This window comes from Mesorhizobium sp. M7A.F.Ca.US.007.01.2.1, assembly GCF_003998165.1.
Lineage (GTDB): Bacteria > Pseudomonadota > Alphaproteobacteria > Rhizobiales > Rhizobiaceae > Mesorhizobium > Mesorhizobium ciceri.
This window is the reverse complement of the sequence record NZ_RZQP01000184.1, coordinates 1-12,769: the sequence shown is the minus strand read 5'-3', so window position 1 is coordinate 12,769 and position 12,769 is coordinate 1. Positions and strand designations below refer to the sequence as shown.

9 protein-coding genes and 2 pseudogenes are annotated in these 12,769 nt (G+C 61.8%); 7 read left to right on the top strand and 4 right to left on the bottom strand.

Annotated features, from left to right (window positions below; translation table 11 throughout):
• Together EN949_RS25985 and EN949_RS25980 are read left to right on the top strand one after the other, a co-directional pair.
• Positions 1-579 (top strand): annotated as a pseudogene (locus EN949_RS25985) (3-dehydroquinate synthase); the annotation flags it as partial.
• Entirely contained in the window at positions 576-1,469 is an 894-nt protein-coding gene (locus EN949_RS25980; protein ID WP_063169113.1) for an HlyC/CorC family transporter, read from the top strand. The pseudogene EN949_RS25985 and the gene EN949_RS25980, both read left to right, overlap by 4 nt.
• Before the next feature lie 24 nt (positions 1,470-1,493).
• Here EN949_RS25980 and EN949_RS25975 read toward each other — a convergent pair whose 3' ends face one another.
• The 3 genes from EN949_RS25975 to EN949_RS25965 are packed head-to-tail and all read right to left on the bottom strand — an operon-like array spanning position 1,494 to position 6,322.
• Positions 1,494-3,035 (bottom strand): SpoVR family protein, encoded by a 1,542-nt coding sequence (locus tag EN949_RS25975; protein ID WP_127371820.1) that lies wholly within the window; start codon positions 3,033-3,035, stop codon positions 1,494-1,496.
• A gap of 9 nt (positions 3,036-3,044) precedes the next feature.
• Positions 3,045-4,355: a YeaH/YhbH family protein gene (locus EN949_RS25970; RefSeq protein WP_063169112.1), complete on the bottom strand. Its 1,311-nt coding sequence runs from the start codon at positions 4,353-4,355 to the stop codon at positions 3,045-3,047.
• A 17-nt stretch (positions 4,356-4,372) separates the two neighbouring features.
• Positions 4,373-6,322: a PrkA family serine protein kinase gene (locus tag EN949_RS25965; RefSeq protein ID WP_013529362.1), complete on the bottom strand. Its 1,950-nt coding sequence runs from the start codon at positions 6,320-6,322 to the stop codon at positions 4,373-4,375.
• Positions 6,323-6,562: 240 nt separating this feature from the next.
• Here EN949_RS25965 and EN949_RS25960 point away from each other — a divergent pair, with 240 nt between their 5' ends.
• Positions 6,563-7,369 (top strand): alpha/beta hydrolase, encoded by an 807-nt coding sequence (locus tag EN949_RS25960; protein ID WP_063169111.1) that lies wholly within the window; start codon positions 6,563-6,565, stop codon positions 7,367-7,369.
• Positions 7,370-7,467: 98 nt separating this feature from the next.
• Positions 7,468-9,021, top strand: coding sequence for an acetolactate synthase large subunit (locus tag EN949_RS25955; RefSeq protein ID WP_063169110.1), 1,554 nt, complete (start codon positions 7,468-7,470; stop codon positions 9,019-9,021).
• Between the two features lie 15 nt (positions 9,022-9,036).
• On the opposite strand, the gene EN949_RS25950 is transcribed toward EN949_RS25955, so the two are convergent.
• Positions 9,037-9,339, bottom strand: coding sequence for a BolA family transcriptional regulator (locus tag EN949_RS25950; RefSeq protein WP_063169109.1), 303 nt, complete (start codon positions 9,337-9,339; stop codon positions 9,037-9,039).
• Positions 9,340-9,520: 181 nt separating this feature from the next.
• On the opposite strand from EN949_RS25950, the gene EN949_RS25945 reads away from it, so the two are divergent.
• The 3 genes and pseudogenes from EN949_RS25945 to EN949_RS25930 form a co-directional block, all read left to right on the top strand.
• Entirely contained in the window at positions 9,521-10,150 is a 630-nt protein-coding gene (locus tag EN949_RS25945) for a J domain-containing protein (RefSeq protein ID WP_013529366.1), read from the top strand.
• 123 nt (positions 10,151-10,273) lie between these two features.
• Positions 10,274-11,260, top strand: coding sequence for a cobaltochelatase subunit CobS (cobS, locus tag EN949_RS25940; RefSeq protein ID WP_013529367.1), 987 nt, complete (start codon positions 10,274-10,276; stop codon positions 11,258-11,260).
• A gap of 474 nt (positions 11,261-11,734) precedes the next feature.
• Positions 11,735-12,769: pseudogene (locus EN949_RS25930) on the top strand (cobaltochelatase subunit CobT); the annotation flags it as partial.

Genomic DNA, 12,769 nt, shown 5'->3' with positions numbered 1-12,769 from the left:
GGCTATGCCGAGCTCGCCAAATACGGGCTCATCGACCGGCCGGAATTTTTCGCCTGGCTGGAAAAGAATTGGGTCCAGGTTTTTGCCGGCGGGCCGGAGAGGGCGCAGGCGATTGCCGAAGCCTGCCGCGCCAAGGCCGACGTGGTTGCGCGTGACGAGTTCGAGACCGGCGACCGCGCGCTGCTCAATCTCGGCCACACATTCGGCCACGCGCTGGAAGCCGCCACCCAATATGACGGAAGCCGCCTCGTCCATGGCGAAGGGGTCGCCATCGGCATGGCGCTGGCCTACCGGTTCTCGTCGCGGCTCAATCTGGCCAGCCCCGACGATGCCGCGCGCGTCGAGGCGCATCTGCGCGCCGTCGGCCTGCCCTGGCGAATAGCCGACATCCCGGGCGATCTGCCTGACGCCGAGGCGCTGCTTGCCTTTATCACCCAGGACAAGAAGGTGTCGCGCGGCGCGCTGACCTTCATCCTGACGCGCGGCGTCGGCCAGGCTTTCATTGCCAAGGATGTTCCGGCATCGGAAGTGCTGTCGTTTCTGAGGGAGAACCACCCAAAGGAAAGCGACCGGAGATGAACGAGCCCGGCTGGATCGTTGTCGCCGTCCTTGCCATCCTCATCGTGCTGCTCGTTGCCGTGCGCACGCGCCTGCTTGCCATATTCGGGTACGAGCTTTCACGCATCGAGCCGCAGCGCTCCAGCCAGGACGAATTGCGCGGCGCGGTCGACGATTTCCGCCGCGACGGCCAGGTGGTGCGCGAGGATCGCGACCGCGTCGGCGGCCTGTTCGATCTCGCCGAGCTCGAAGTCTCCGACATCATGGTCCACCGCACCAACATGCGCTCGGTCAATGCCGACAATGCGCCGGAAGCGGTGGTGCGCGAGATTTTGCAAAGCCCGCACACCCGCATGCCGCTGTGGAAAGGCTCGCTCGACAACATCGTCGGCGTGCTGCATGCAAAGGATCTGCTGCGCGCCTTGAACGAAGTCGGCAACGATTTCTCCAGGATCGACGTCATGAAGATCGCTTCGAAACCCTGGTTCGTGCCCGACACCACGACCTTGCAGGAACAGCTCAACGCCTTCCTTCGCCGCAAGGCGCATTTCGCCGTCGTCGTCGACGAATATGGCGAGGTCGAAGGGCTGGTGACGCTGGAGGACATTATCGAGGAGATCGTCGGCGAGATCGCCGACGAGCACGATGTCGACATACAGGGCGTCAAGCAGGAGGCCGACGGCTCCGTGGTCGTCGACGGTACGGTGCCGATCCGTGACCTCAACCGGGCTCTCGACTGGAACCTGCCGGATGAGGAGGCAACCACCATTGCCGGCCTCGTCATCCACGAGACGCAATCGATCCCCGAGGAGAAGCAGGCTTTTACGTTCCACGGCAAGCGCTTCATCGTCATGAAACGCGACAAGAACCGGATCGCAAGGCTGAGGATCAGGCCAGCCGGCGACGCCTGATGTGCGCCGGGAGACCGGGTGCCGTCATCCCGCGATCTGGCTCGTCGAGCGTTCGTGGATCGTCGCGCCGGTCTCGGCATCCATGGCCGCCAGGCTGACTTCATAACCCCAAAGCCTGCGGATGTGACGAAGCGTGGCGTCGCGGCTGGCATCCTCGAGAAGGATGCCGTCATTGACCTTGTGCTGCAGCCGCAAATGGCGGTCGCCGAGCAGATCGACATCCACCACCTGAATGTCCGGCCGGTTCGCGCCGAGATCATAACTGTTGGCGAGCGCGGCTACGCCAAGATACGCGCCGCGCTCATCGTGGATGGACGCGACCAGGCAATGCGGCTGGTCGGCAGCGTCGCCGAGCACAAAAAACCGCCATTTCCGGATCAAGGCAGGGCTGAGGTACTGGCGGATGAAGGATTCGTCGCGATGCTCGGCCCAGGCGTCCAGCAGGACCTCGCGCCAGTTGCCCTGGCCGGCCATGTCGGGGAACCAATCGCGGTCCTCGGCCGTGGGTTCGGTCGAGATGCGCTGAATGTCCTGCATCATGTCGAGGCCGAGAGCATAGGGGTTGATGCCTGAAAAACGCGGATCGTCGAAGGCCGGCTGGAAGACCACGTTGGAATGATTGCGCAGGATTTCGAGCATGGCGCCTTCGCTGATCTGGCCGCGGTCGAACAGCATGTTCATCAGCGTATAGTGCACGAAAGTGGCACAACCTTCGTTCATCACCTGTGTCTGCCGTTGCGGGTAAAAATATTGCGCGATGACACGAACGATCCTGATGATCTCGCGCTGCCAGGGCTCCAGGACTGGGCTGTTCTTTTCCAGGAAATAGAGCAGGTTTTCCTCGGGCAGATTGAGCGATTTCTTCCACTCTGGGTCCTGGCCCTTGTCGTTGGCCGCTTGCTGCGAGGCCGGCAGCGTACGCCACAAGTCGTTGTAGGAGCGCTCCTCGTATTCGAGACGCTCGCGAATTCCTTCGCGTTGCCGTTCCGACGACAACCTCGGCGGCCGGTGATAGCGAAACACGCCCTGATCCATCAGCGCGTGGGCGGAATCGAGAACAGCTTCGACGGCGGCGAGGCCGTGCCGCTCCTCGCAGCGGACTATGTAGCCCTTGGCGAAGTCCAGGTAGCTGAGGATCGCACCCGCATCCGTCCACTGTTTGAACAGCTGATTGTTCTTGAAGAAATGATTGTGCCCGAGCGCTGCGTGGGCCGTCACCAGGGCCTGCAGGGCCATGGTGTTTTCCTCCATCAGATAGACGATGCAGGGATTGGAATTGATGACCAGTTCATAGGCAAGCCCCCGCCCGCCCTTGCGATAGAGCAAATCCTGGTGGAGGAAATGTTTGCCGAAAGACCAGTGACGGTACATCAATGGCATGCCGATGGACGAATAGGCGTCGAGCATCTGCTGCGACGAGATGATCTCCATCTGAACGGGATAGGTGTCCAGATGAAGCTCTTCGACCGCGAGTGCCTCGATAGCGTCATAGGCCCGCGACAATGTTTTGAAATCCCAGTCGGACCCTGAAAAAAGCAGGCTGGATTTGCTCGCTTGTCTGGCCATCGGGAACCCTCATGCCCTCTTGAGGGCGGCCGGTTGCCTGCCGAAGAGCTGGCGAAAAACCGGATAGATATCGGCGGGTGTGGCGATGCGGCTCATCTGGAAGTTCGGCCATTTCTGGTCGATGGAGTTGTAGGCACGCCAGAGCGATGTCCCGTTTTCTGTCGAGCCGAAAATATGAGCTTCACGCTCGTCGATGATCTCGACATAGGCAAAATACTGGCACAGCCGCATGAGCTCGCCGTTGAGCAGCGAAATGCATCGCTCCGAATCGCCGGCGAAATTGTCGCCGTCCGAGGCCTGGGCGGCATAGATGTTCCAGTCATGGGCCGGGTAGCGGCTGGTGATAATACGGTGCATTTCCTCCAGCGCGGTGGAAACGACGGTGCCGCCGCTTTGGGTGTTGTAGAAAAATGTTTCCTCGTCGACCTCCTGAGCCAGGTGCGTGTGGCGGATGAAAACAATCTCGATGCGGTCGTAGCGCCGTTTCAAGAACAGGTGCAGCAAGACGAAGAAGCGCTTGGCCAGATCCTTCTCGCGCTCGCCCATGGACCCGGACACGTCCATAAGACAGAACATGACGGCATTGGCGTTCGGCACCGGCCGGGAATCGAAGCGGTTGAAGCGGATGTCGACCGGATCGACATAGGCAATCCGGCGGCGGCGGCGTTCCAGCCGGTCGAGCTCTTCGCGCAATGCCGCAATACGCTGGCGCGCTTCGGCGCTGGATGGCGTCGACTCGAGCGAGGCGATTTCCTCGAGGATCGCATCCAGTTCGACCTGCTTGGGGCGCCTCAGCGCAATGCGGCGGCCGTGGCTGTTGCGCATTGTGCGGCCAACATTGATGTTGGTCGGCGAACCTGTGGCGGCGAAGCCGGCTCTGCGCGGCTTGAAGGCAAGGATCTCCTTGAGGTTGAGCTTGACCATGTCCGGGAGCTCGAGATCCTCGAAGAAAAGATCGAGCACTTCCTCGCGCGACAGCACGAAACGAAAGTCGTCTTCAGATGCCTTGTTTCCCGGCGACGATGCTCCCCCGCCGCCCCCGCCGGGTTTGGGGATCAGGTCTCCAGCGGAGAAATGCCTGTTGCCCGGCAAGATGTGCTGGCGCCTGCCGCTGTCGCGGGCGTTGTTGAAGCTCGGCTCGCTTGTGCCTCTTTCGGGCATGCGCACGGCATGCTCGGAATCCGCGTCGGCGATCCTGCCGGTGCGGATCTGATCGCGTATGCTGCGTTTCAATTCCTCGCGCGCGCGTCGCAGGAAGCGCTGGCGATTGCCGAGGCTTTTGTCTTTAGGGTTCAGGCGGCGGTCGATGAAGATCGGCATGGAACCATCCGGGTTCTCTAACCCGCCCTGTTCACCCGCATGTACCAGTCCACAAGGCGACGCACCTGCCGCTCGGTGTAGCCGCGCTCGACCATCCGCTGCACGAATTCATTGTGCCGCTTTTCCGTGACACTGTCCTGCTTGGAGCCGAAACTGATCACCGGCAGGAGGTCCTCGACCTGGCCGAACATGCGTTTTTCGATGACTTCCCGCAGCTTTTCGTAACTTGTCCACGCCGGGTTGCGGCCATGGTTTCTTGCACGGGCGCGCAGGGTGAATTTCACCACCTCATTGCGGAAGTCCTTGGGATTGGCGATGCCGGCCGGTTTTTCGACCTGTGAAAGCTCGTTGTCCAAAACCTCGCGGTTGAGGATCTGGCCTGTGTCGGGATCCTTGTAGTCCTGGTCTTCGATCCAAGCGTCGGCATAGGCGATGTAGCGGTCGAAAAGGTTCTGGCCGTACTCGCTGTAGGATTCCAGATAGGCTTTCTGGATCTCATGGCCGATGAATTCGGCATACCGCGCGGCCAGCTCGGACTTGATGAACTCCAGATAGGCGGCTTCCGTCTCCTTCGGAAACTGTTCGCGCTTGATTGCCTCCTCCAGGATGTACATGAGATGCACGGGGTCGGCGGCCACCTCTTCGGTGTCGTAGTTGAAGGTCTGCGACAGGATCTTGAAGGCAAAGCGCGTGCTGACGCCTGCCATGCCCTCATCTACGCCGGCGGCGTCCCGATATTCCTGAACCGACTTTGCCTTGGGGTCGACTTCCTTGAGGTTCTCGCCATCATAGGCGCGCATCTTGGTGTAGAGCGGCGAATTGTCGTGCTCGGCCAAGCGGGTCGAGACGGTAAACCGGCTGAGGATGTCCAGCACCTCTGGAGCGCAGGGACTGGCGGCCAATTCGCTCTCCCGCAACAGTTTCTCGTAGATCTGCCGCTCTTCGGTTATCCGCAGGCAATACGGCACCTTGACGACGAGGATGCGATCGAGAAAAGCCTCATTGTTCTTGTTGTTCTTGAACTGCAGCCATTCCGACTCGTTGGAATGGGCCACGATGATCCCCTGGTAGGGAAAGGCGCCGAAATTTTCGGTGCCGTTGTAGCTGCCTTCCTGGGTAGCCGTCAGCAGCGGATGCAGGACCTTGATAGGCGCCTTGAACATTTCGACGAATTCAAGCAGGCCCTGGGTGGTCCGGTTCAGTCCACCGCTATAGGAATAGGCGTCCGGATCGGACTGGCTGAAGTTTTCCAATTGCCGGATGTCCACCTTGCCGACCAGGGCCGAGACGTCCTGATTGTTCTCGTCGCCGGGCTCGGTCTTGGCGATGCCGATCTGGCGCAGTCGCGACGGCATCAGCTTGACGACGCTGAACTTGGAAATGTCGCCGGAAAGTTCGTCGAGGCGCTTGGCCGCCCATGGCGAAATGAGCCCATTCAAGCGGCGTCGTGCAATGCCGTATTTATCCTCCAGCAGGTCGCCCATGCGATCGGGATGGAAAAGGCCAAGCGGCGATTCGAAAACCGGGCTGACCTGGTTGCCGACCTTCAGCGTGTAGATCGGGCGCTGTTCCATCAACTTCTTCAGCCGCTCGGCAAGGGAGGATTTGCCGCCGCCCACCGGGCCGAGCAAATAGAGGATTTGCTTGCGCTCCTCGAGCCCCTGGGACGCATAGCGAAAATAGCCGGCGATGCGCTCGATTGTATCCTCCATGCCGTAGAAATCGGCGAAGGAGGGGTACACTTTCAGGGTCCGGTTGGAGAAAATACGGCCGAGCCGCTCATCCTTGCTGGTGTCGACCAGGTTCGGCTCGCCGATCGCCTCGACCATCCGTTCAGGCGCCGAGGCATACATCGACTTGTCCTCGCGGCAGGCAAGGAGATATTGCTGGATGCTGATCTCTTCCTGCGCCGCGTTGGTGTAAATTTCCGAAAAGAGATCGAAGACGTCAGACTGGTTCTCTCGCATGATGCTTTTGCCCTCGGAGCCGCTGTGGCTTCCATTCGGCTCGTCTCGCATTCAACTGCCGGGGGGCACCGTTTGTTCCCTTCATGTGAAGAGGTGGCCGCGATCTTAAGGATTGAGGCTACTCCGCGAGACCAAAGCGCTCGTTGCGGAGCCGTATTCAGCGGGTAGCGGGTGTGTTGCGAACCCCTGACTGGACGGCTGGGGCGGCCGCGTGCAGTCTTGCCTTGCCAGGAGACAATGATGATCGATCGACGAAGCCTGATCATGGCCTCCATGGCGGCGATGCTGCCGTTGGAAGCGTCGGCCGCGTGGAAAACACGCCGGCCCACGCCAGAAACCTTCGACTACGGGCCGGCCAAGCTCGACATCTACGCGCCCGATGGTGCAACCGGCCTGCCGGTCGTGTTTTTCGTTCATGGCGGCACCTGGCAGTTTGGCAAACGCAGTCAGGTGGACGCCAAACCGGCCTTCCTGCTCGCCAACGGCTTCTGCTTCGTCTCCATCGATTACCGCATGCTGCCGCAGGCCAATGTCGCCACCCAGGCTGGTGACGTCGAAAAGGCCTATGCTTACATCAGGGCCAACATCGCCCGGCATGGCGGCGATCCCAACCGCATCGTCGGCATGGGCCATTCGGCCGGCTGCCATCTGGTTGCGCTGACCGGCATGCGCGGCGGATTGCCGGGCATAGCCGCGCTCATCCTCGACGACACCAGGGCCTATGATCTTGCAGCACTTGCCAAGAATGGCGGTATGGTCCGGGCCTATGCCCGCGTCTTTTCCGATCCCGCGCAATGGGCGGCACTTTCGCCGGCCAGCTATGTCGACGGCCGCAAGCACCCGCCGACTTTCATCGCCTATTCGCGGGCATCGGGCCGGAGCGAGGACTCCAGGGCCTTTGCCGAGCGCCTGCGATCGACGGGCACCAAGGTTACGCTGTTCGACGGCAGCGCCTATACGCATATGTCGATCAATCGCGATTTCGGCGAGGAGGGCGACGCGCTGACCGCGGCCGCGCTGGCATTCCTGAAATCGACGGTTGGCTGATCTTTACGGCACTGGATTAGATCAAAAGTAGCGGCAAGACATTGCTGCAGGTGCTCGCGGGTGCAACTGCTCTGCGATCTTGAGCGGGAGGGAATTGCATGAACGGCGCCGATGTCCTGTGTGACGTGCTTCTGGCCAATGATGTGACGGTCTGCTTCGCCAATCCCGGCACCTCCGAAATGCACTTCGTTGCAGCGCTTGACCGCAAGCCGAAAATGCGTTGCGTGCTCGGGCTGTTCGAAGGCGTGGTGACGGGTGCCGCCGATGGCTATGCGCGGATGACCGATCGGCCGGCCGCGACGCTGCTGCATACCGGTCCCGGCCTGGCCAACGGGCTGGCCAACATGCACAATGCCCGGCGTGCCTTCAGCCCGATGATCAACATCGTCGGCGACCACGCCTCTTACCATCTGCCGCTCGATGCCCCACTCACCAGCGATATCGAGAGCCTTGCGGCGCCGATGTCCAACTGGGTCGGCCGCGTCAAGGGTCCGGCCGATGTCGTGCCGGCAGCTGAAGCGGCCTTTCGCGCCTCGCTGACACCACCCGGCGTCGCGACCCTGATCCTGCCGGCGGATGCCGCCTGGGGCGAAGTCGAGGCGGTTTTGCCCGGCAAGGTGACGTTGGCGCCGACGCCGGCCGTCGATATGGACGCGGTACGCAAGATCGCCGCGGCGATCCGTGCCGCTCCGGGCCGGGCCGGCATGATCGTTCGCGGAAAGGCCGCGCGCGCCGATGCGCTCGCCATCGCCGGGCAGATCTCGACGGGCAGCGACGTCCGGCTGTTCGGCGAGGTTCTGATCGCACGGATGCAACGCGGGCGCGGGCGTGTCGCGCCGACCCGCATCCCCTATCCGGTCGATGCGGCGATGGCTGTGCTGAGCGACGTCGATGTTCTGATCCTGGTCGGCGCAAAGGAGCCGGTTGCCTTCTTCGCCTATCCGGGAAAACCGGGACGGCTTGTCCGGGAAGGCTGCGAGGTGCTGACATTGGCCGCCCATGGCGACGATCTGCATGCGGCGCTGGAGGCGCTTCGCGACGAACTTGGCATCAAGCCGTCGCGACACAAGGTGCTGGCGGCCGCTTTTCCCGACGAGGCAACGCCGAACGGCAAGCTGACGGAAGATGCCGTCGCACTTTCGGTGGCGCGCAAACTGCCGGCCGATGCGATCGTCTGCGATGAAGCGGTCACCTCGGCCAGGCGTTTCTTCGCGCTGTCGGCCTTTGCCGCGCCGCACGACTACATGATGGGCACGGGCGGATCGATCGGTGGCGGCATCCCGATGGCGACCGGGGCGGCAATCGCCTGTCCCGACCGCAAGGTGGTCAATCTCGAAGCCGACGGCAGCGGCATGTACACGGTGCAGGGATTGTGGACGCAGGCGCGGGAAAAGCTCGACGTGGTGACGATCGTGTTTTCCAACCGAACCTATGCGATCCTGCATGGCGAGATGAAGAATGTCGGCGTCGGCGCCATCGGCGAGAACGCCAGGCGCATGCTCGACCTCGACCATCCCTCGCTCGACTGGGTATCGCTGGCCAAAGGCATGGGCGTGGAGGCGGCTCGCGCCGATACGTGCGAGCGCTTCGACGCGTTGCTGGACAGTGCGCTGTCACGGCGCGGGCCGTTCCTCATCGAAGCGGTGCTCTGAGCGCGGGGAAGCGACCTACCAGCGGGTCTTTTCGCCGGGAGCCGCGGGTTCGATCGCCAGCGCATGCACGCCGGCCTTCAGTTCGTCGGCAAGCAGTTCGTTGACGGCGCGGTGACGGTCGATGCGGCTCATGCTGGCAAAGGCGGAAGCGACGACGCGGACGCGAAAATGCGTCTCGCCGGTGCCGTCGTAAGTGCCGTGATGGTCGGAGCCGTGATGGTGGTGGCCGGCATGGAGATGGCTCTCGTTGATGATAACCAGCCTGTCCGGCGAAAATGCCTTGTTGAGCTTGTCTTCCATGGTCGCCTGTATGGACATCGCCATCTCCCTTCACCACATATCGTTGGCGTCTCGGCCTGGAAACCGAAAATCGGTTTCGCGAGGGGCCGCCGCCGCGCAACAAAATCCGCCATTCGCCTGCTTTATGCCGCGATTCAGCGGTTAGGGCGATGATCGCGAAAATGTCAATTCTTGTTTCGCATCTGCGAACGCCCCATAAATGGGTAAGATGAAGCCGTACCCCAAATATTTCGAGAAGATTCGCGTCCGTCCCGACAAGGACGCGGAGCTGAAGTCGCACTCGCCGATCTGCCAGTGGGACGGCTGCAAGGAAGCGGGCACCCATCGTGCGCCGGTCGGGCGCATGAAGGAGGGTGAGTATTTCCACTTCTGCTTCGATCATGTGCGCGAGTACAACAAGGGCTTCAACTACTTTTCCGGCGTGCCGGACACCGAGGTCGCGCGCTTCCAGAAGGAAGCCATGACCGGGCACCGGCCGACCTGGAAGATGGGCGCCAACGGGGCCTCGACCCGGTCGTCGCCCGATATGGCCCAGATGCGCTCCGGCCGCGCCGGCTACTATAACCGCATGCGCGACCCGTTCGACCTGTTCAAGGGACCCAAGGATCCGCGCGAGGCGCGCGAGCGCAAGGCCAAGCCGCTTGAGGCCAAGGCGCTGGAAACGCTTGGTCTTGATACAAAGGCGACTGGCAAGGAGATCAAGGCGCGCTATAAGGAACTGGTGAAACTACACCATCCGGATGCGAATGGTGGCGACAGAGGTTCGGAAGACCGGTTCCGCGATGTGCTGCAAGCCTATCGCGTGCTCAAACAGGCGGGCCTGTGCTGAGCGACCATACGGTTCGTGTCGTTTTCCAACTTTCATAAGGTTGGAAAAGGCTTTAAGACCGCCCCCGGACAAAATCGATTGCCGGCGAAATCAGACGTTTCGCCCGTGGAGACGTTGAGAGATATGAACAAGGTCGATCGCGACATCGCCAACCTGCCCGACACGACGGTGTCGGTGAAGGAGAAATTCGGCTTCGAATCCAAGATGGTGGTGCCGGCCTATTCGGTGACATCGGAGCATGTGCCCGACATCGACCCGGACTATCTGTTCGACAAGAACACGACGATGGCGATCCTTGCGGGCTTTGCCTACAACCGCCGCGTCATGGTGTCGGGCTATCACGGTACCGGCAAGTCGACCCATATCGAACAGGTAGCCGCCCGCCTCAACTGGCCCTGCGTGCGCGTCAACCTCGACAGCCATGTCAGCCGTATCGATCTCGTCGGCAAGGACGCGATCGTGGTCAAGGACGGGTTGCAGATCACCGAATTCCGCGACGGCATCCTGCCCTGGGCCTACCAGCACAATGTCGCGCTGTGCTTCGACGAGTATGATGCCGGCCGTCCGGATGTGATGTTCGTCATCCAGCGCGTGCTGGAATCGTCAGGCCGGCTGACGCTGCTCGACCAGAGCCGGGTTATCCGCCCGCATCCGGCCTTCCGGCTGTTTTCGACCGCCAACACGGTCGGCCTGGGCGACACCACCGGCCTCTATCACGGCACCCAGCAGATCAACCAGGCCCAGATGGACCGCTGGTCGATCGTCACCACGCTGAATTATTTGCCGCACGACAATGAAGTCGCCATCGTGCTGGCCAAGGCCAAGCACTATCGCGACGGCAAGGGCAAGGACATCGTCAACAAGATGGTGCGCGTCGCCGACATGACGCGCTCGGCCTTCATCAACGGCGATCTGTCGACCGTGATGAGCCCGCGCACGGTGATCACCTGGGCAGAGAATGCCGAGATATTCGGCAATATCGGCATGGCGTTCCGGCTGACCTTCCTCAACAAGTGCGACGAACTGGAGCGCTCGGTGGTGGCCGAGTTCTACCAGCGCGCCTTCGGCGAGGATCTGCCCGAGAGCGCCGCCAACGTGGTGCTGGGCTAAGACCGCTCCATGGGAACGACCCACCGGACGTTCCTATGGAGTCTTGTATTCCTCTGCTTTGGTCTCAGTCAGGCAGCCATGGCCCAGAACCAACCACTCAAACCTGGGCAGACTTGGACGTATCACGGCGCGACACCAGTATCCTCGCGTGTGATCATAGGCGCTGTCGATTATCTGGAAGGCGAAAGTCAGCCGATCGTATCGATCTCAGTCTCTGACGCGCCGATACCTAATGACGGAAAGCAGCTGCAAACAATCCCTCACCTCCCTGTAGCGGCTGACGTACTGAGAGAAAGTCTGGTTGAACTTGAGGGTGTTCGTCCAATTCCCGACGGGTTTGACCACGGATACAGTCATTGGAGACAGGCATATGACAGTGGGAAAGGCGGCTATTTTACGATCTCGGTCGAAGAGATTATCGGCCTCCTGCGCACTCAGCTTGGCCAGCGGCCAGCGGTACAATAGAGATAGATGATGGCGGGTCCGGGCGACAACACGCGCAACAAGTCGAAGACGGGCTCTGAAGCCGACAGCTTCAAGCGTGCCGTCACCGTCTGCATGCGCGCCATTGCCGGCGACAAGGAACTGGAAGTCGGTTTCGCCAAGGACCGGCCGGCGCTCGCCGGCAGCCGCGCGCGCTTGCCGGAGCTGCCCAAGAAGGCATCGAAGACCGATATCGCGATCACCCGCGGCCTCGGCGATTCCATGGCGCTGAAGCGCGCCTGCCATGATGTGCGCATCCACACCAAGCTGGCGCCGGAAGGCAAGGCGGCCCGCGCCATCTATGACGCGGTCGAGCAGGCCCGCGTCGAGGCGATAGGCTCACGCGCCATGCAGGGCGTCGCCGACAATATCGGCTCGATGCTGGAGGACAAATACGCCAAGGCCAACCTCGTCGACATCAAGGACAAGGCCGACGCGCCGATCGAGGAAGCTCTTGCCCTGATGGTGCGCGAGAAGCTGACCGGCCGTCCGATCCCGAAAAGCGGCGAGCGGCTGGTCGAACTTTGGCGCCCCTGGGTCGAGGAGAAGGCCAAGGCCGACCTCGACGGATTGTCGGCCAAGCTCGGCGACCAGCAGGCGTTCGCCCGGGTCGTGCGCGAGATGCTGGCCTCCATGGAAATGGCCGAGGAACTCGGCGACGACCAGGAGACGGAAGATTCCGAGGACAATGATGACAACCAGCCGCAAGGCGAGGAGCAGAGCGAGGAGGGCGGCGAAGAGGATTCCGGCTCCGAGCAGTCGCAGTCCGAGGATGCCGAAGCTTCCGCCGATGACGAACAGTCGGCCGAGACGGAAGCCTCCGACGCCACCGCCGACGATCTGTCCGACGATGACGACGCCGATGCCGAAACACCCGGCGAAGCGCGCCGCAACGACAATCCCTTCACCAATCTGCCGAAAGAGATCGACTACAAGGTCTTCACCACCGCTTTCGACGAGACGGTCGGCGCCGAGGAGTTGTGCGAAGAAGAAGAGCTCGACCGGCTGCGCGCCTTCCTCGACAAG